At 55.5% G+C, this 19057-nt stretch carries 20 protein-coding genes and 1 other annotated feature; of the genes, 13 read left to right on the top strand and 7 right to left on the bottom strand.

Annotated elements, in window-relative coordinates:
- Nucleotides 1–39: 39 nt before the first annotated feature.
- Genes F3J37_RS04375 through ltnD form a run of 4 tightly spaced genes read right to left on the bottom strand, consistent with a single transcriptional unit; the run spans nt 40 to nt 3612 of the window.
- Nucleotides 40–819 carry an HPr family phosphocarrier protein gene (locus F3J37_RS04375; protein ID WP_166932101.1) on the bottom strand — a complete coding sequence of 260 codons (780 nt, stop codon included), beginning with the start codon at nt 817–819 and terminating at the stop codon, nt 40–42.
- Nucleotides 819–1445 (bottom strand): 3-oxo-tetronate 4-phosphate decarboxylase, encoded by a 627-nt coding sequence (otnC, locus tag F3J37_RS04370; protein WP_034824702.1) that lies wholly within the window; start codon nt 1443–1445, stop codon nt 819–821. Before otnC ends, F3J37_RS04375 begins: the two co-directional genes overlap by 1 nt.
- Entirely contained in the window at nt 1442–2701 is a 1260-nt protein-coding gene (gene otnK / locus F3J37_RS04365; protein ID WP_166932099.1) for a 3-oxo-tetronate kinase, read from the bottom strand. Before otnK ends, otnC begins: the two co-directional genes overlap by 4 nt.
- A 2-nt stretch (nt 2702–2703) precedes the next feature.
- The gene (gene ltnD, locus F3J37_RS04360; RefSeq protein WP_166932098.1) at nt 2704–3612 is read right to left on the bottom strand and encodes an L-threonate dehydrogenase; all 909 of its coding nucleotides are present in this window, start codon (nt 3610–3612) and stop codon (nt 2704–2706) included.
- 258 nt (nt 3613–3870) lie between these two features.
- Between ltnD and ygbI the strand changes: the two genes are divergently transcribed.
- Nucleotides 3871–4632, top strand: a complete 762-nt coding sequence (gene ygbI / locus F3J37_RS04355) for a DNA-binding transcriptional repressor YgbI (protein WP_045815211.1) — start codon at nt 3871–3873, stop codon at nt 4630–4632.
- A gap of 93 nt (nt 4633–4725) precedes the next feature.
- On the opposite strand, the gene F3J37_RS04350 is transcribed toward ygbI, so the two are convergent.
- Together F3J37_RS04350 and F3J37_RS04345 are read right to left on the bottom strand one after the other, a co-directional pair.
- Nucleotides 4726–6081: an APC family permease gene (locus F3J37_RS04350; protein WP_166932097.1), complete on the bottom strand. Its 1356-nt coding sequence runs from the start codon at nt 6079–6081 to the stop codon at nt 4726–4728.
- A 359-nt stretch (nt 6082–6440) separates the two neighbouring features.
- Complete coding sequence (locus tag F3J37_RS04345; RefSeq protein ID WP_034824710.1) at nt 6441–7856, bottom strand: glutamine synthetase family protein; 1416 nt, start codon at nt 7854–7856, stop codon at nt 6441–6443.
- A gap of 213 nt (nt 7857–8069) precedes the next feature.
- On the opposite strand from F3J37_RS04345, the gene puuD reads away from it, so the two are divergent.
- From puuD to F3J37_RS04330, 3 genes are read left to right on the top strand one after another with little or no spacing between them, the layout of a single operon-like run.
- Nucleotides 8070–8834, top strand: a complete 765-nt coding sequence (gene puuD / locus F3J37_RS04340) for a gamma-glutamyl-gamma-aminobutyrate hydrolase (RefSeq protein ID WP_166932095.1) — start codon at nt 8070–8072, stop codon at nt 8832–8834.
- Nucleotides 8831–9388 (top strand): HTH-type transcriptional regulator PuuR, encoded by a 558-nt coding sequence (gene puuR, locus F3J37_RS04335; RefSeq protein ID WP_166932094.1) that lies wholly within the window; start codon nt 8831–8833, stop codon nt 9386–9388. Before puuD ends, puuR begins: the two co-directional genes overlap by 4 nt.
- Before the next feature lie 24 nt (nt 9389–9412).
- Nucleotides 9413–10690 carry an NAD(P)/FAD-dependent oxidoreductase gene (locus F3J37_RS04330; protein ID WP_166932092.1) on the top strand — a complete coding sequence of 426 codons (1278 nt, stop codon included), beginning with the start codon at nt 9413–9415 and terminating at the stop codon, nt 10688–10690.
- Between the two features lie 105 nt (nt 10691–10795).
- On the opposite strand, the gene F3J37_RS04325 is transcribed toward F3J37_RS04330, so the two are convergent.
- Nucleotides 10796–11623: an SDR family oxidoreductase gene (locus F3J37_RS04325; RefSeq protein ID WP_166932090.1), complete on the bottom strand. Its 828-nt coding sequence runs from the start codon at nt 11621–11623 to the stop codon at nt 10796–10798.
- Between the two features lie 180 nt (nt 11624–11803).
- Between F3J37_RS04325 and hisL the strand changes: the two genes are divergently transcribed.
- The 9 genes from hisL to hisIE all read left to right on the top strand — a co-directional run bounded on the left by hisL (nt 11804) and on the right by hisIE (nt 19035).
- Entirely contained in the window at nt 11804–11851 is a 48-nt protein-coding gene (hisL, locus tag F3J37_RS04320; protein WP_100396937.1) for a his operon leader peptide, read from the top strand.
- Nucleotides 11827–11948: a sequence feature (His leader region), on the top strand. (Overlaps the previous gene by 25 nt.)
- A gap of 54 nt (nt 11949–12002) precedes the next feature.
- Entirely contained in the window at nt 12003–12902 is a 900-nt protein-coding gene (gene hisG / locus F3J37_RS04315; protein ID WP_058962040.1) for an ATP phosphoribosyltransferase, read from the top strand.
- 4 nt (nt 12903–12906) lie between these two features.
- Nucleotides 12907–14214: a histidinol dehydrogenase gene (hisD, locus tag F3J37_RS04310; RefSeq protein WP_166932088.1), complete on the top strand. Its 1308-nt coding sequence runs from the start codon at nt 12907–12909 to the stop codon at nt 14212–14214.
- On the top strand, nt 14211–15281 hold the full coding sequence (hisC, locus tag F3J37_RS04305; RefSeq protein WP_166932086.1) for a histidinol-phosphate transaminase: 1071 nt from the start codon (nt 14211–14213) through the stop codon (nt 15279–15281). The genes hisD and hisC overlap by 4 nt, the downstream gene beginning before the upstream one ends.
- The gene (gene hisB / locus F3J37_RS04300) at nt 15278–16345 is read left to right on the top strand and encodes a bifunctional histidinol-phosphatase/imidazoleglycerol-phosphate dehydratase HisB (RefSeq protein WP_097116671.1); all 1068 of its coding nucleotides are present in this window, start codon (nt 15278–15280) and stop codon (nt 16343–16345) included. Before hisC ends, hisB begins: the two co-directional genes overlap by 4 nt.
- Nucleotides 16345–16935 carry an imidazole glycerol phosphate synthase subunit HisH gene (gene hisH / locus F3J37_RS04295; protein ID WP_034824743.1) on the top strand — a complete coding sequence of 197 codons (591 nt, stop codon included), beginning with the start codon at nt 16345–16347 and terminating at the stop codon, nt 16933–16935. Before hisB ends, hisH begins: the two co-directional genes overlap by 1 nt.
- On the top strand, nt 16935–17672 hold the full coding sequence (gene hisA / locus F3J37_RS04290) for a 1-(5-phosphoribosyl)-5-[(5-phosphoribosylamino)methylideneamino]imidazole-4-carboxamide isomerase (protein ID WP_045815223.1): 738 nt from the start codon (nt 16935–16937) through the stop codon (nt 17670–17672). Before hisH ends, hisA begins: the two co-directional genes overlap by 1 nt.
- Nucleotides 17654–18430 (top strand): imidazole glycerol phosphate synthase subunit HisF, encoded by a 777-nt coding sequence (gene hisF, locus F3J37_RS04285; RefSeq protein WP_058962036.1) that lies wholly within the window; start codon nt 17654–17656, stop codon nt 18428–18430. The genes hisA and hisF overlap by 19 nt, the downstream gene beginning before the upstream one ends.
- The gene (gene hisIE, locus F3J37_RS04280) at nt 18424–19035 is read left to right on the top strand and encodes a bifunctional phosphoribosyl-AMP cyclohydrolase/phosphoribosyl-ATP diphosphatase HisIE (protein WP_034824749.1); all 612 of its coding nucleotides are present in this window, start codon (nt 18424–18426) and stop codon (nt 19033–19035) included. Before hisF ends, hisIE begins: the two co-directional genes overlap by 7 nt.
- Nucleotides 19036–19057: the final 22 nt, after the last annotated feature.

The raw sequence follows: 19057 nt of genomic DNA, 5'->3' as shown, positions 1-19057 counted from the left end.
ACAGGGCGCAACGCACTGTGCTGGGCGGTACAACAAAAGCTATTTCGCGTAAGGCGCGAACCAACCGAGGCCCGCTTCGGTGCGACCGCGTGGGAAATACTCGCAGCCGACCCAGCCGTCATAGCCGACTTCATCCAGCAGGCTGAACAGGTACGGATAGTTGATTTCACCTTCGTCTGGTTCGTGACGATGCGGCGCAGAGGCGATCTGGATATGGCGGTAACGTCCGGCGTATTCGCGAATCAGATGGCTGAGATTGCCGTCCACCAGCTGCGCATGGAACAGATCCAACTGCGTGAACACGTTCGGACGATCGATACGTTCCATCATCGCCAGCGTTTGATACTGGCTGGAGTAGAGATAGTTCGGCTTCGTCACCGGGTTCAGCGCTTCCAGCAGCAGGCGAATACCGTGCGGCGCAAAACGCTCAGCAGCGTAATGCATATTGCGCACAAAGGTCTCTTCGTAAGCGGCATGATCGGCACCGTTGGGCACTGTCGCCGCCATCACATGCACCTGCGGGCAGTTGAGCGCCAGTGCATATTCCAGCGCACGATCGATATCGGCACGCGCCTCTTCTTCACGACCAGGAATCGCGGATACGCCCCACTCCCCGGCCTGCACGTTTCCGGCTGCGGTGTTGAACAGCACCAACTCCAGATGATGTTTCTCCAGCTCGGCTTTGATCACCTCGGCCGGATAGTCATACGGGAACAGAAACTCAACGGCACGGAAACCGGCGTTCGCCGCTGCGGCAAAGCGTTCAATAAACGGCACTTCGCCGAACTGCGTGGATAAATTGGCTGCAAACTTAGGCATCAGTAATTCCTCAATTCCGCCACTTCGCCATCAGTCAGATAACGAATAGAGCGGTCGCCGAGCGTGAACATCAGACGCGCGGTCTCTTCCAGTTCTTCAGTGTTATTCGCGGCTTCACGTAGCGATTTACCCACCACTACCGGGCCGTGATTGGCCAGCAGGAAAGCGTTGTAACGTGGCGCGAGCTGCGCAAGATCTTCAGCCAGGCGGTCATCACCCGGTTTGTAATAAGGTACGACCGGCACATCGCCCACGCGCATCACCACATAGGGCGTGAACGGGCGAATGCAGTTTTCGCTGTCGAGATCGTTGAGGCACGAAAGCGCCGTCAGATAGTGACTGTGCAGATGCACCACCGCTTTACAGGCGGGATTGTTTAGATAGAGCGCGCGGTGAAACGCCACTTCCTTAGAAGGCTTGTCGCCCGAAATCCACTCGCCCTGCATCGTCACTTTTGACAGGCGGTCGGCCTGCAGTTCGCCGAGGCAAGAGCCGGTAGGTGTCGCCAGCAGATTGCCATCTTCCAGCAACAGTGAAAGATTGCCGGCTGAACCGGTGGCGTAACCGCGCTGGAAAAAGGAGGCGCCCAGTTGCACCATCTCTTCGCGTGCTTGTTGTTCGGTCATGCTGAAAACTCCGTTTGTGCGCGGGCAAAGAATTGTTCGTCGCCAAAGTTGCCTGACTTCAGGGCCAGCGACAGCGGCTGCTGGATGTCACGCACCCACGGCACGCCAGGGGAGATCATCGGGCCGATGTGGAAGGCCGTTACGCCCAGGCTTTGTGCCACCACGCCAGAGGTTTCGCCACCGGCGACGATAAAGCGCTGCCAGCCGCGTGATTTCAGTTCACGGGTGACGGCGGCAAACAAGTGCTCAACCGCTTCGCTGCTGCGTGCCGCGCCATACTGCTGTTGAATTGCCTGCAGTTGCTGGGCATCGGCAGTGGCAAATAGCAAAGGTGCAAGAGGCTGTTGGTTATTCGCGGCAACCCAATCGCACAGTTCCTGCGCGTAGCCTTCAGCATCGTCGAGGCAGCGCTCAACCAGCACTTCATGTGATGGCGCCTGCTGGCGATAAGCCTGTACCTGACGATTGGTCATCTGTGAGCAAGAGCCAGAAATCACCACCGCACGTTCGCCCTGTGGACGTCCGGCTTGCTCGGCATCGCTGTTTTGCTGCTGAGTGGCCCAGGCGCGTGCGATACCGATTGCCAGGCCGGAACCGCCGGTCACCAGCACGGTTTCTTTCAGCGCTTCGCCCTGGGTTAGCAGATGCTGCTCGTTGAGCGCATCCAGCACCACGTAGTTGATGCCCTGCGCTTTCAGCTCACCCAGCTGTTCACGAACCGCTTCCGCGCCTTTGTCCAGCTGAGCAGCATTGATCACCGCCGCCTGCCCTTTCGCCTGGCGCGTCATCAGACGCACCAGATTGCTGTCGGTCATTGGTGTCACCGGATGATGACGCATGCCCGATTCAGACAGCAGCTGGTCGGCAACAAACAGATAGCCTTGATACACGGTACGACCGTTTACCGGCAGCGAGGGTGAGATCACCGTTTGCGTCTCGCCCAGTGCGGCCAGCAGTGCATCGGTCACCGGGCCGATATTGCCGTGTTCGGTGCTGTCGAAGGTCGAGCAATATTTGAAGTAAAAACGATCGCAACCCTGCTGTTGCAGCCACGCCAGCGCTGCCAGAGACTGATCGATTGCCTGCTGTGCCGGGCAAGAACGTGACTTCAGGCTGATGACAATCGCCTGCGCGCTCACATCGTCATGACCTTCCGGCACGCCGTTGAACTGAATGGTAGGCAGACCGTTCTGTACCAGGAAGCTGGCAATGTCCGTTGCACCGGTAAAGTCGTCTGCAATCACGCCTAAACGCATGGTTACTTCTCCTTTGACTCGGGCAGCGTGATGCCGCTGAAAATCTTGATGACTGCGCTGTCATCTTCGCGCCCGTAGCCAGCATTACTCGCTTCGGTGAACATGTTGAGTGCGGTAGACGCCAGCGGCAGCGGGAAATGCAATGATTTCGCGGTATCGGCCACCAGGTTGAGATCTTTCACAAAGATATCGACGGCAGATTTTGGTGAGTAATCACCGTCTACCACATGACGCATGCGGTTCTCAAACATCCACGAGTTACCCGCAGCGTTGGTCACCACGTCATACATGGTGTCGAGTGGAATGCCTGCGCGCGCAGCCAGCGCCATCGCTTCTGCACCCACCGCAATATGCACGCCCGCCAGCAGCTGGTGAATGATTTTGACCGTTGAACCCAGGCCAATTTCACTGCCCACGCGATACACTTTGGCGGCAACCGCATCCAGTACCGGCTTCAACAGGGCAAAGGCTTCATCGCTGCCGGACGCCATCACGGTCATCTCGCCGACGGCGGCTTTAGCTGCACCGCCCGATACCGGCGCATCCAGCATCAGCAGTTTATGTTGTGCCAGTTGCTGTTCAATCGCCTGTGCATCCTGTGAAGAAATGGTAGAAGAAACCATCACCACCGTGCCCGGCTTGAGTTGTGCCGCCAGACCGGTTTCGCCAAACAAAATCGCTTTCACCTGCGCCGCGTTAACCACCAGCAGCAGTACGGCATCTAACTCTTGCGCGAAACTGGCAGCGGAAGTTTGCGCATCACGCGCACCGGCCTGACGCAGGGTTTCCAGCGCCTGCGGATTTAAATCAACGCCCCAGGTGTTCAATCCAGCGCGAATACAGGACTGCGCTGCGCCCATGCCCATGGAACCCAAACCAATGACGCCAATGTTATTCACGGTTGCTGACACAGCACACCTCCGTTGTTAATTTAAGTGATATTTTGTTCAATGGTGTTAATTCTGCCGCAGTTACTGGTGTAGAAACGTGCGGCAAATCACAAAAATTAACTTACACGCACAGCATATAACATCGATTCACACCTCTGAATCCCAGCGGGAACCCTGTTCTGGCGGGATGTTTGCTAACATTTGCCTGGGATAAATTGTGCTGCAGGCTGTGAATTGATGCCTTACAATGTGAAAAATTGGTAATTCAGGGAGAGCGATGTGATTCCGGTAGAACGTCATCAACAAATTTTAGCGCTGGTTGCCGAACGCGGCGTGGTGAGCATTGCCGAGCTGACCGAGCGTTTAGGCGTATCACATATGACGATACGCCGTGATGTGCAAAAACTGGAGGAGCAAGGTGCCGTGCTGTCGGTTTCGGGCGGCGTGCGCTCGGCCGATCGTCTGGCCGCTGAGCCATCACATCTGGCGAAAACCAGCATGTACAGCAGTGAAAAGATGGCGATTGGTCAGTTTGCTGCGCGCCACATCCCCCGCAACAGCTGCATTTATCTCGATGCAGGCACCACCACGCTGGCGCTGGCTCGCGAACTGGTCGAGCGAGACGATTTACTGGTGGTCACCAATGATTTCGTAATCGCCCGTTTATTGATGGAGAGCAGCGGCTGCAAGCTGATTCACACTGGTGGCACCGTATGTCGCGAGAATCGCTCCAGCGTCGGCGAAGCGGCGGCGAGAAGTCTGCGCATGCTGGCGATTGATATCGCCTTTATTTCCGCATCCTGCTGGGGGCCGCGCGGCTTGTTTACGCCGGATGAAGATAAGGTGCCGGTCAAGCTGGCGGCCAGCGATGTCAGCAGTAAGCGCGTACTGTTGAGCGACAGCTCGAAATACAACAAGATTGCCACCCATCTGGCATTACCGCTGGAGCGCTTCGATACTCTCGTAACCGATACAGAATTAAGCAAAGCGGGACGCGAGACGTTGAGTGCGGGGAGTTGGGAGTTGGTGCTGGCGGGTTAAGTTTGCTGGTCTAAAAGCAAAAGGTCGCCAACATGGCGACCTTTTGCATACGACACGAAGTCTTTATCCGCTGCGCATAATGCGCAACGAAAATTACACTTCTTCGCTGAACTGCGGAACCGGATTGCGGAAGGTGCGAGTAACAAACGCCAGGTAAATAATACCGACCGCTGCCCACACCAGGCCGAGCACCATCGAGGTCTCTTCCAGGTTGATCCACAGTGCACCCACTGTCAAAGCGCCCATCACTGGCAGCACCAGATAATTGAGGTGATCTTTCAGCGTCTTGTTACGCTTTTCACGGATCCAGAACTGCGCAATCACTGACAGGTTGACGAAGGTGAATGCCACCAGCGCACCGAAGTTGATCAGCGCAGTAGCGGTCACCAGGTCGAAGTTAATGGCCAGCAGTGCCACAGCGCCCACCAACAGCACGTTCAGAGACGGCGTGCGGTATTTCGGATGCACGAAGCCAAAGAAACGCTGCGGGAACACGCCATCACGGCCCATCACATACATCAGACGGGAAACGCCCGCGTGTGCCGCCATACCGGAAGCCAGTACGGTAACCACAGAGAAAATCAGGATGCCGATCTGCAAGGCTTTACCTGCCACGAACAGCATGATTTCAGGCTGTGAAGAGTCCGGATTCTGGAAACGCGAGATGTCCGGGAAGTACAGCTGCAGGAAGTAAGACACACCGATAAAGATCACACCACCAATCAGCGCGGTCAGGAAAATCGCGCGCGGGATAGTACGTTCTGCATCTTTGGTCTCTTCTGACAGCGAACTGATGCCATCAAAGCCGAGGAACGAGAAGCAAAGTATGGTTGCACCGGTAATCATCGGCACCACGTGTGCATTCTCAGACCAGAAAGGCTTGCTGCTGGTCAGGGTTCCTGCGCCAACACCGTGCGCCACACCGTAAACCACCATACCAGTAATCACCACCATCACCACAACCTGCAGCACGACGATCAAGCTGTTGAAGTTGGCAACGGTTTTGATACCACGGAGGTTAGAGATGGTCATAAAGGCCACCAGCAACACCACGAAAATCCACGATGGAATGCCCGGCACCAGCGTCTCAAAGTAGCTTTTCGCCAGCAGGATGTTGATCATCGGCATGAACAAATAGTCCAGCAGTGATGACCAGCCCACCATAAAGCCGACGTGCGGACTGATAGCCTTCTGAGCATAGGTGTAAGCGGAGCCCGCAGATGGGAAGCGGCGTACCAGCTTGCCGTAGCTCACGGCAGTAAACAGTATCGCGATCAGCGCGAAAGCATAAGCGGTGGCGACGTGGCCGTCGGTCAATCCAGAGACGATACCGAAAGTATCAAACAGGGTCATTGGCTGCATATACGCCAGGCCCATCATGACAACCGGGATCAAGGTCAGGGATTTTTTCAGGTGTGCACGCTGTGGTGCGGCGGTGTTAAGCGACATTGTTCAGGCCCCCAACAGAGGTGATCTGCGGGATACTGCGCAACGTGCTGCAGTGAGAAGTGATATTAGTGTTTGCGATTGTCGCCGCGCCGTAATCATCACGAAAGCGAGAACCAGCTTGCGCCGGTGCAATTGTAAACAGCCCCATCTTTGTTTTCCTCAAATCTCACGCACAACGCGTGTTGTCAGTATTTATCTATCCGGATGCGTGTCCGGCCTCGGTAATTTGTGTGTGTACTGCAATCTGCAAAAAAATAACCGACGTGATAAGCGTCGGTTATGTTTCGTATTTTGCAGGGGACGTATTCTGCCCCAACTTATGCCATCGGCACAAGACGTTAGCGAAATTCTTCTGCGAGTCAGGCGTTCTTCAGCATCCAGTCAATCTCCGTGGCGGTGATAAGCCGTTCAAACTGCATTAACTCGTTCTGTTTGCAGCTGTGCCACACGCCGCTGAAATGCTCACCCAGCAGTTTTTGCAGAGGATAGCTATTCTCGAATTCATACAGCGCATCGCTCTGTCGCACCGGCAATGGCAACCCTTCTGCCTCATGTCCATTGCCCTGCACCGCATGCGGTAAGGGTAGCTGATTATCCAGACCGTGCAAAATACCGGCAAGAATTGTTGACACGACCAGGTAAGGATTTGCATCCGCACCGGCCACACGATACTCCACGCGATGGTTATCCACATCGCCGCAGGGAATACGTAAAGCAACGGTGCGATTGTTGTGCCCCCAGGAGGCCTGTAACGGCACGTAGGCTTCCGGTAAGAAGCGGCGATAAGCGTTCACGTTCGGTGCCAGCAGCGCCATTGAAGCCGGCATTAAATCGATCATCCCGGCCAGCGCGCGTTTCAACAGCGGTGAATCGCTGCCGTCGTCGAGTGAAAAGGCATTATGATCGGCCGCATCCAGCATGCTGATGTGCACATGCATGCCGCTGCCCGCGTACTCTTCATAGGGCTTGGCCATAAAGGTCGCTGTCATGCCATGATTTTCAGCCACCTGGCGCACCAGACGTTTGAGCAAAATGGCATGATCGCAGGCTTTTAATACATCACGGGTGTGATGCAGATTGATCTCAAACTGGCCCGGCGAGGCTTCCGCCAGTGCACCATCGGCAGGTATGCCCTGCTGTTTGGCAATATCGTCAATATCACGCAGAACATCAGCGAAATGGTCGAGATTATCCACCGAATAAACCTGACTCTGCATATTACGTTCGTCACTGCCCGGCGCACAGGGTGGCTGGATGTACCCTTCCGCATCGCGCTTTTTATCGACCAGATAGAACTCCAGCTCTACCGCTACCACCGGGAATAGCCCTCGATTGCGTAGCTGCTGCCACAAGCGATTAAGGACATTGCGGGGTTCAACGTCAAAGGGAGTGCCATCTTGGTTGCACATTGTCAGCAGCAATTGCGCAATGCGTTCAGGATCGGCGGCAGAAGGAATTAAAGTTCCGGGAACCGGGATACAGAGGTTGTCGGGTTCGCCCAGTGACTGTCCGAGTCCGGCTTCTTCGACGGTATTTCCGAGGATATCCATGGCGAAAACCGAGGCCGGGAAGTAACACCCTTTTTCCAGTTTTGCCAATGCAGAGATGGGAATGCGCTTACCGCGAAAGACCCCATTTAAATCATTAAGAAGAATATCGACATACTGCGTTTCAGGATGGCGTTCCAGCCAGGATTTAACCTCCAGCTGGAACGCGCTTGTTCGTTTCTCTTCACTGTGCCGCGTGAAGTCTTCTACTTCTACGAGGTTCGTCATGTTCCCACCCGCCCTTTACCGTTTAGTATTGGTTCGCGCAATGCTCAAAATAACAGCCACTCTTCTAACATAGCGCTAACGCAAAAAGTGTGCAAATGTAACAATTCTGTTGAAAGAACGAACAACCGGTTGCTAGATTGACAATATATTGCACACTTTTCAGACCGAACGCGCAAAAACGGTGAAAATATTGAACAGCAACGCGGAGACGTTATGGGCATTATTTTTGACAAGCCCTTGATTGGCGTAGTGATGTGTCAGAACCACATCGGCAGCCATCTCGGGCAAACGGTTCACAATAAGTATCTCGATGCCATCGTGCTTGCCGGTGGTGTTCCCTTGCCTTTGCCGCATCAACTGATGCATGCCCCTCATCTATTAGAAAACAGTATGACGCTGCTGGACGGCATTTTGCTCACCGGCAGCCCGAGTAATATCGAACCCTGGCATTACGGTGAAGAAGGTAAAGAGGAGCATGCCGATCCGGCGCGTGACCGCCTCGCCTTCGGCATCATCACTCATGCGATTGGCAAAAAGATGCCGATTTTCGGTATTTGCCGTGGCTTGCAAGAATTAGTGGTGGCCAACGGGGGATCCCTCTATCGCCAGCTGCATATGACGCATCTGTTTCAGGAGCATCGTGAAGATGATGCGCTGCCGCTCGATCAGCAATATGCGCCGGTGCATGAGGTTCAGCCTGAAGCGGAAGGTTTGTTGAGCCAGGTGCTTGGCAGCGCGCAATCCTTTGCCGTGAACTCTCTACATGGACAAGGCATCCGCGAACCCGGCCCGCAGCTGCGTATTGAAGCGCGTGCGCCTGATGGGCTGATTGAAGCGGTGAGTTTGCGCCAGCATCCGTTTGCACTTGCGGTGCAGTGGCATCCGGAGTGGCACTCCGATCACGACCCGGTTTCGCAACGCTTGTTTGCGGCTTTTATCCACGCGGCTCTCTGTTATCACAAGGAAAAACAGCCATGAATGATGCCACTCTGGCGCCTGGGCAACGTTTATCGCAAATCCGGCAGGAGATGGGATTGTCTCAGCGTCGCGTCGCTGAGTTGTCAGGACTCACACACAGTGCTATCAGCACCATTGAGCAGGACAAAGTCAGCCCAGCGCTGAGTACCTTGCAGAAATTGCTGAAGGTGTACGGCTTGTCGTTGTCAGAGTTTTTCTCGGAGCCAAAGGTAAACAGCACGCCGCGCGTGATCGTACGTCCGGAAGAGTGCGTGGAGATCGGCAGCCTCGGCGTGTCGTTGCGTCTGGTGGAGAACGGCGCTGAAAAACGTGCGCTGGCGATGTTGATTGAATGCTACGAACCGGGTTCCAGCACCGGAGAGAAACTGCGTCATCCTGGTGAAGAGACCGGCACGGTGCTGGAAGGAGAAATCACGCTGGTGGTCAATGGTCAGAGTTATCACCTTTATTGTGGCGAGAGTTACGTGATCGATACCGGCTTGCCGCACAGTTTTACCAATACGTCTGAGCTGCCGTGTCGCATCGTCAGTGCGCACACCCCAGCGAATTTCTGAGTTCACGCGCTAAAGGAGGATGTGATGCAACATGTGGGAAGTTATTACGCAGCAACCGCGAATGCGCATGAGCCGTGGCCCGAACTGCAGGAATCGGTGCAGTGTGATGTCTGTATTATTGGCGGCGGATTTACCGGCCTCTCCTCGGCGCTGTTTTTGACCGAAGCCGGTTATGACGTGGTGCTACTCGAAGCGGCGAAGATTGGTTTCGGAGCCAGCGGTCGTAACGGCGGCCAGGTGGTGAATTCTTACAGCCGCGATGTGGATGTAATTGAACAACGCTACGGCAAAGACGTGGCGAAGATGCTGGGCAATATGATGTTTGAGGGCGCTGAGATTATTCGCGATCGCATCGACCGTTATGCTATCGCCTGTGATTACCGTCCTGGCGGCATTTTTGCCGCGTTGAATCAGCGTCAGATGGGCCACTTGCGCAGCCAAAAAGCCAACTGGGAGCGCTATGGTAACCATAATCTGGAGCTGCTGGATGAGCGCGCGATTCGTCGCGAAGTGGCGACCGATCGCTATGTCGGCGGCTTGCTGGATAAGCGCGGCGGGCATCTGCATCCGCTTAATCTGGCGCTGGGTGAAGCAGAGGCGATTCGTCGTCACGGCGGACGCATCTATGAACAATCCGCGGCGCTGGAAGTGAAGTACGGCGAACCGCATCGGGTGAAAACCGCCAAAGGTGAAGTCACTGCCACCTTTGTGATATTTGCCGGTAATGCTTATCTCCCCTCACAACTGGAGCCGCGCCTGAGCCGTAAAAGCATGCCGTGTGGCTCGCAAATCCTCACCACCGAGCCATTAAGCCGCGACCAGGCGTTGGGTTTATTGCCGAACAATCACTGCGTCGAAGATTGTAATTATCTGCTGGATTACTTCCGCCTCACCGCCGATAACCGCCTGCTGTACGGCGGCGGTGTGGTGTATGGCGCACGTGAGCCGGATGATATAGAAGCACTGATCCGCCCTAAGTTGTTACGCACTTTCCCGCAGCTAAAGGAGGTGAAATTTAGCCACCGCTGGAGCGGTAACTTCCTGCTGACGCTGTCACGTATGCCGCAGTTTGGGCAAATCGAGAAGAATGCGTTCTTTATGCAAGGGGATAGCGGACATGGCGTGACCTGTACCCACTTGTCGGGAAGGCTGATTGCCGAGGTGCTGCGCGGACAGGCAGAAAGGTTTGATGCGTTTGCCAAATTGCCGCATTTACCGTTTCCTGGCGGCAGGCGCTTTAAAGTACCACTAACGGCAATGGGCGCGGTGTGGTACGCGTTAAGGGATCGGTTGGGGGTTTAGGCTAACGTATTGTCGCGGCGCAGTTTATTGCGAGTGTTATTTAAAACCCGCGATAAATCGCGCCGCTAGCGAAATAGTGCAGAAGTCTGCACTCGCACGTCAATCTCACTCCAGCGGCATCTTCATCGGGTCATCGTAGCTGTACTCAAATCCCAGCTCGTTGCAGATTTTCGAGCCATCAACCACCTTCCCCGCCGAACGCACGGGCTCGGCAGTAAAGGTCGGAGCCACCAGCCCCAACTGCTTCGAAACAAACGGATAAAAATCATCGCGTGCGGGATGTTTCGACGCGCACAGGTTGTAGACGCGTCCACCTTTCGGCGTTTGCAGCAACAGTACAATCGCATCCACCACATCATCGAGATGCACCAGATTGACCGCATGACCGCCATTCTCCAATCCAACCTTCCCGGCGAGGAATCGACCTGGATGGCGATTCGGCCCCACCAGTCCCGCCAAACGCACTATATCAACGCTAGTACCCGGCAGATCGTGCAGCCAGTTTTCCAGTTCGACCAGCGTCTTACCTGCCACACTCTCTGGCTGCAACGCACTGCTCTCTTTCATTATGCCCGGACCGGTGCCGTACACCGACGACGAGCTGGTAAAAATGATGCGCGGCACTTTATGCGCCAATGCCGTATCTACCACGTTCTGCACGGCTTGCATGTAATCTTCACCGCCCTGAACCGTGCGGCTGGCGGGTAACGTCACCACCAGCGCGTCCACCGCCATCAGCGTGGCCAACTCATCCGCTTCACATTCAATCTCGGGTGTTAGCACCAGTTGAAATGCCTCAATACCGCATCGGCGCGCTGCATCTACACCATCGGGAGAGGTTTTGCTGCCGGTCACTTGCCAGCCGCGTGCCGTCAGCGCCATCGCCAGCGGCATACCCAGCCATCCCAGACCTACAATCGCGACTTTTTTCATACCGACTCCTGCTTTCCAGCGCTAAGACACTTCATCTTAATCCCAGCGATTATGGCAAACCAGCGCAAACTGTTGCGGAAGGTTCCGAGAACTGACGTTAAAAAAGGGTTGCCAAGCGCCGCCATCTTCGTTAGGTTAATCAGCACGCAAATGAATACTCATTCAGCAACGGAATTTACTATGACACGCGTTCAGTTCAACCACCATCATCACCATCATCCTGACTAGTCTTTCAGGCGATGTGTGCTGGGAGACGATTAGGATCTTCCAGTGGTGCGAACGCAAAGAGAGCCCCCGGAAGATCATCTTCCGGGGGTTTTTTTATGGGCGAACGCAACCCAACTGAGTTCAGACAGGATTGAATAAGAGGACAGGAACCATGTTAGATAACACCCGTTTACGCATAGCTATGCAGAAATCTGGCCGTTTAAGCGATGAATCACGCGAATTGCTGGCACGCTGCGGTATTAAAATTAACCTTCAGCAGCAGCGTCTGATTGCGTTTGCGGAGAACATGCCTATCGATATCCTGCGTGTGCGTGATGACGATATTCCAGGCCTGGTGATGGATGGCGTGGTGGATCTCGGCATCGTCGGTGAAAACGTGCTGGAAGAAGAGCTGCTGGACCGCCGCGCGCAAGGCGAAGACCCGCGCTACTTCACCCTGCGTCGTCTCGATTTCGGCGGTTGCCGCCTGTCGCTGGCGATGCCAGTGGATGCGGAATATACCGGCCCGCAGTGCCTGCAGAACTCACGTATTGCCACCTCTTATCCGCACCTGCTGAAGAAATATCTCGATAAGCAAGGCGTCTCCTTTAAGTCTTGCCTGCTGAACGGTTCGGTGGAAGTCGCGCCACGCGCGGGTTTGGCCGATGCCATTTGCGACCTGGTATCGACCGGTGCCACCCTTGAAGCCAACGGCCTGCGTGAAGTGGAAGTCATCTACCGCTCTAAAGCGGTACTGATTCAACGCGACGGCGAGCTGCCAGCAGCCAAGCAAGAACTGATCGACAAAATGATGACGCGCATTCAGGGCGTGATCAAAGCGCGTGAATCCAAATACATCATGCTGCACGCGCCAAGCGAGCGCCTGGAAGAAGTGATCGCCCTGCTGCCAGGTGCCGAGCGCCCAACCGTATTGCCACTGGCAGGCGAAGTGAGCCGCGTGGCGATGCACATGGTGAGCAGTGAAACCCTGTTCTGGGAAACCATGGAAAAACTGAAAGCGCTGGGTGCCAGCTCGATCCTCGTACTGCCAATCGAAAAAATGTTGGAGTAACAGCATGAGCACAATCATGACCCCGATTGACTGGCAACAGTGTGATGAACAACAGCAGCAAGCGCTGCTGATGCGCCCGGCAATTTCTGCTTCGGCGAGCATCAGCGAAATCGTGCGCGATGTGCTGACGCAAGTAAAAGAACAAGGCGATGATGCGCTGCGCGAGTTCAGCGCGCGCTTCGACAAAGCGCAGGTGGAAAACCTGCGCGTCACGCCAGCAGAGATGCAAGCCGCCAGCGACCGTTTGAGCGATACGCTGAAGCAGGCGATGGCAGTGGCTGTCGGTAATATCGAAACGTTCCATAACGCGCAAATTCTGCCCGCGGTGGACATTGAGACGCAACCGGGCGTGCGCTGCCAGCAGATTACCCGTCCGGTACAATCGGTTGGGTTGTATATTCCTGGCGGATCTGCCCCGCTGTTCTCCACGGTATTAATGCTGGCAACCCCAGCACGTATCGCCGGTTGTGGTCGTGTGGTGCTCTGTTCGCCCCCGCCGATTGCCGATGAAATTCTTTATGCAGCGCAACTGTGCGGCGTAAAAGAGGTGTTTCAGGTAGGCGGTGCGCAAGCGATTGCTGCGCTGGCCTTCGGCACCGAAACCGTACCAAAAGTAGACAAGATCTTTGGCCCAGGCAACGCCTACGTCACCGAGGCCAAACGTCAGGTGAGCCAGCGTTTAGATGGCGCCGCGATTGATATGCCTGCTGGCCCATCAGAGGTTTTGGTGATTGCTGATGAAGGTGCCACACCGGCATTTGTCGCTTCTGATCTGCTATCACAAGCAGAGCACGGCCCGGATTCACAGGTTATCTTGCTGACCCCTTCGCTGAAACTGGCAGAAGGCGTGGCTCAGGCGGTGGAAGAACAGCTCGCGCAGTTGCCACGTGCGGCCACCGCACGTCAGGCGCTGGAGAGTAGCCGTCTGATAGTGCTGCGCGATCTGGCGCAGTGTGTGGAGATCTCCAACCTGTACGGTCCTGAGCACCTGATTATTCAGACGCGCCAGCCACGTGATCTGGTGGATGCGATCACCAGCGCCGGTTCGGTGTTCCTCGGTGACTGGTCTCCGGAATCAGCGGGTGATTACGCCTCAGGCACCAATCACGTATTACCGACTTATGGTTATACCGCCACCTGTTCAAGTCTGGGATTAGCCGATTTCCAGAAGCGTATGACGGTGCAAGAGCTGACGCCACAAGGCTTCCTCAATCTGGCTTCAACCATTGAAACCTTAGCCGCCGCTGAGCAGCTGGAAGCCCATAAAAACGCCGTTACCCTGCGTGTTGCCGCGCTGAAGGAGCAAGCATGAGCATTGAAGATTTAGCCCGCGCCAATGTGCGCGCGTTGACGCCGTATCAATCTGCGCGTCGTTTGGGGGGTAACGGTGATGTGTGGCTGAATGCCAACGAATTCCCGCTGCCGGTGCCCTTTGAGCTGTCTCAGCAAACGCTGAACCGCTATCCGGAATGCCAGCCGAAGTTGGTGATTGAGCGCTATGCGGCTTTTGCCGGTTTATCGCCGGAGCAAGTGATTGTCAGTCGTGGTGCTGATGAAGGCATTGAGCTGTTAATGCGCGCCTTCTGTGAGCCGGGCAAAGATGCGATCCTGTTCTGCCCGCCGACATACGGCATGTACAGCGTGAGCGCGGAAACCATCGGCATCGAGTATCGCACCGTGGCAGCATTGGATGACTGGCAGCTGAATCTGCCCGCCATTGCCGAACAGTTAGACGGCGTGAAAGTGGTCTACATGTGCAGCCCGAACAATCCGACCGGCAACCTGATCAATCAAGACGATATCCGTAAACTGCTGGAGATGACCGCCGGTAAAGCACTGCTGGTCGCCGATGAAGCCTATATCGAGTTTTGCCCGGAGGCGACTCTCGCCGGTTGGTTGAAAGAATATCCACATCTGGTGATCCTGCGCACGCTATCAAAAGCCTTTGCGCTGGCTGGCCTGCGCTGTGGCTTTACGCTGGCCAACAAGCCCGTGATCGACCTGTTGATGAAAGTGATCGCGCCTTACCCGCTGGCGACCCCGGTTGCTGATGTCGCGGGACAGGCGCTGAGCGAAGAAGGCATTGCGCTGATGCGTAAGCATGTCGCCGAACTCAACGCCAATCGTGCATGGCTGTTTGAACAACTGCCACAGCTGAACGTGGTGCAGCAGGTGTTCCCGAGCGAAACCAACTACATTCTGGCGCGCTTCACTGATTCGCCAAAAGTGTTTAAAACGCTGTGGGATCAAGGCATTATTCTGCGCGACCAAAACAAAAACCCCGGCCTTGCGGGATGCCTGCGCATCTCCATCGGCACCCGTGAAGAGTGCGAGCGCCTGATCGCCGCGCTGCAAGCCTTATCAGTGGAGCAAGCATGAGTCAGAAGACCCTTTTTATCGACCGCGACGGTACTATCATCTCTGAGCCGCCAACGGATTTTCAGGTTGATCGCATGGAGAAGCTGGCGTTTGAAAAAAACGCCATCCCTGCGCTGCTGGCCCTGCAAAATGCCGGCTATCAGCTGGTGATGATCACCAATCAGGATGGTCTGGGCACCGACAGCTTCCCACAGGCTGATTTTGATGGCCCACACAATCTGATGATGCAGATTCTGACTTCGCAGGGCGTGAACTTCAGCGACATCTTGATCTGCCCGCATAAGCCGGAAGATAACTGCGATTGCCGCAAGCCGAAAACCAAAATGGTGGAAGCCTGGCTGGCACAAGGCGCACTGGACACCGCAAACAGCTATGTGATTGGCGATCGCCTGACCGATATCCAGCTGGCTGAGAACATGGGCATTCAGGGCCTGCGTTACGGTGCAGAAGGTATTGACTGGGACGCGATCCAGGCACGCCTGACCAAACGTGACCGCCATGCGCTGGTGCAACGCAACACCAAAGAAACGCAGATCAAAGTCGAAGTGTGGCTGGACCGCGAAGGCGGCAGCAAGATCAATACCGGTGTCGGCTTCTTTGACCACATGCTGGACCAGATTGCCGTACACGGCGGCTTCCGCATGAACATCGACGTGAAAGGCGATCTCTACATCGACGATCACCACACCGTGGAAGATACCGGTCTGGCGCTGGGTGAAGCGCTGCTCAAGGCGCTGGGTGACAAACGTGGTATCGGCCGTTTCGGCTTCGTGCTGCCGATGGACGAGTGCCTGGCACGCTGCGCACTGGATATCTCTGGCCGTCCGCACATCGAGTTTAAAGCCGAGTTCAGCTATCAGCGTGTCGGCGATCTCAGCACCGAGATGGTTGAGCACTTCTTCAGCTCCCTCTCCTACGCCATGATGAGCACCCTGCACCTGAAAACCAAAGGCAAGAACGATCATCATCGTGTGGAAAGCCTGTTTAAAGCCTTTGGCCGCACCCTGCGCCAGGCAATTCGCGTGGATGGCAACACCCTGCCGAGTTCGAAAGGAGTGCTGTGATGAACGTGGTGATTCTCGATACCGGGTGCGCCAACCTTTCCTCCGTGAAGTGGGCGATTGAGCGCCTCGGCTATACGCCAGAAGTGAGCCGCGATCCGGATGTGGTGCTGCGCGCCGACAAGCTGTTGTTGCCAGGCGTGGGCACAGCCCAAGCCGCCATGAACCAGTTGCAGGAGCGTGACCTGATCGATCTGATCAAAGCCTGTACCCAACCGGTACTCGGCATTTGTCTTGGTATGCAGTTGCTGGGTCGCGGGAGCGATGAGAATGGCGGCGTGACCACACTGGGTCTGGTGGATGAACCGGTCTCGCTGATGGATACCCAGGGTTTGCCCTTGCCACATATGGGCTGGAACCAGATCACTTCGCAAGCTGGCAACCACCTGTTCCGTAATATCCCGGACGGCAGCTACTTCTATTTTGTGCACAGCTACGCCATGCCAGTGAATGCCGCCACCATCGCTCAGTGCGATTACGGCCATCCGTTCACCGCTGCGTTGCAGAAAGATAATTTCTTCGGCGTGCAGTTTCACCCGGAGCGTTCTGGCAAAGCAGGCGCGCAGTTGCTGAAAAACTTCCTGGAGATGTGATGATTATCCCCGCATTAGATTTAATCGACGGCAAAGTGGTGCGTCTGCATCAGGGCGACTATGGTCAGCAGCGCGACTACGGTAGCGATCCGCTGCCACGCCTGCAGGATTACGAACGTCAGGGCGCGGAAGTGCTGCACCTGGTGGATCTCACTGGCGCCAAAGATCCGGCTAAGCGCCAGATTCCTCTGCTCACTACCCTGCTGCGCGGCGTGAATGTACCGGTGCAGGTCGGTGGCGGCATCCGCAATCGTGAAGACGTTGCAGCCTTGCTGGCGGCCGGCGCGACTCGCGTGGTGGTGGGCTCCACGGCTGTTAAGCAGCCAGAGGAAGTGAAAAGCTGGTTCAACGAGTTCGGCGCGGATGCCATTGTACTGGCGCTGGATGTTCGCATTGACGCCAATAATCGCAAAGAAGTGGCGATCAGTGGCTGGCAGGAAGCGGCTGGCGTAACGCTGGAAGAAGTGATTGGCTGGTATCAACCAGTTGGCCTGAAGCACGTGCTGTGCACCGATATCTCCCGCGATGGCACGTTAAGTGGTTCCAACGTGGCGCTGTATAAAGAAGTGTCTGATGCCTTCCCGGATATTGCGTTCCAGAGTTCCGGCGGCATTGGATCGCTGGATGATATCGCGGCTTTACGTGGCAGTGGCGCACAGGGCGTGATTGTCGGTCGTGCTTTACTGGAAGATAAATTCACCGTAGCGGAGGCGATTGCATGCTGGCAAAACGGATAATTCCTTGTCTCGATGTCCGTGACGGACAAGTGGTGAAAGGCGTCCAGTTCCGCAACCACGAAATTATTGGCGATATCGTGCCACTGGCGCAGCGCTATGCACAGGAAGGCGCTGACGAGCTGGTGTTCTATGATATCACCGCCTCTTCCGATGGCCGTGTGGTAGATAAAAGCTGGGTGTCACGTGTCGCAGAAGTGATTGATATTCCATTCTGCGTCGCGGGCGGTATCAAGAGTGAAGAGGATGCCGCGCGCATTCTGCAGTTCGGTGCGGATAAGATCTCCATAAACTCTCCGGCACTGGCTGACCCGACGCTGATCACGCGTCTGGCGGATCGCTTTGGTGTGCAGTGCATCGTGGTGGGTATTGATACCTGGTTCGATGAAGCCACTGGCAAGTATCACGTCAATCAATATACCGGCGATGAATCACGTACCCGCGTCACCACCTGGGAAACCCTGGATTGGGTACAGGAAGTGCAAAAGCTGGGCGCGGGCGAAATCGTGCTGAACATGATGAACCAGGATGGCGTACGTAATGGTTACGATCTGGTGCAGCTGAAGAAAGTGCGTGAGGTATGTAAAGTGCCCCTTATCGCTTCTGGCGGAGCAGGCACCATGCCGCACTTCCTCGAAGCCTTTGAACAGGCAAACGTCGATGGTGCGCTGGCCGCTTCAGTGTTTCACAAACAAATTATCAATATCGGCGAGTTGAAAAACTTCCTGATCGACAACGGTGTGGAGATTCGCGCGTGTTAACTGCAGAACAACTGGCCAAACTGGATTGGGCCAAAACCGCGGGCATGATGCCCGTCATCGTCCAGCATAACGTTTCTGGCGAAGTGCTGATGCACGGTTATATGAATGAGGAAGCGCTGCAAAAGACGCTGGCGGAAGGCAACGTCACCTTCTTCTCTCGCACCAAAAACCGCTTGTGGACCAAGGGGGAAACCTCCGGTCACTTTCTGCAGGTGGCGAGCATCACCCCGGATTGTGATAACGACACCCTGCTAGTGCTGGCAAACCCGATTGGGCCAACCTGCCACCTCGGCACCTCAAGCTGCTTCTCACCGGCTGCGCCAGATTGGGCGTTCCTCTATCAGCTTGAGCAACTGCTGGCTTCGCGTAAGAGCGCCGATCCTGAGAGTTCTTACACCGCGAAACTGTATGCCAGCGGCACCAAACGTATCGCGCAGAAAGTCGGTGAAGAAGGCGTGGAAACCGCACTGGCAGCCACAGTGAACGATCGCCACGAACTGACCAACGAAGCGTCTGATCTGCTGTATCATCTGATGGTGCTGCTGCAGGATCAGGAGCTGGATTTGAGCACGATTATTAATAATCTGCGGGCGCGTCATAAGTAACAGATTGTGCAATAAGCTGCTC

This window comes from Candidatus Pantoea communis (assembly GCF_011752685.1).
Classification (GTDB): domain Bacteria; phylum Pseudomonadota; class Gammaproteobacteria; order Enterobacterales; family Enterobacteriaceae; genus Pantoea; species Pantoea communis.
Note: the sequence above shows the minus strand (reverse complement) of the source record. Positions and strands in the feature narration are given on the sequence as shown.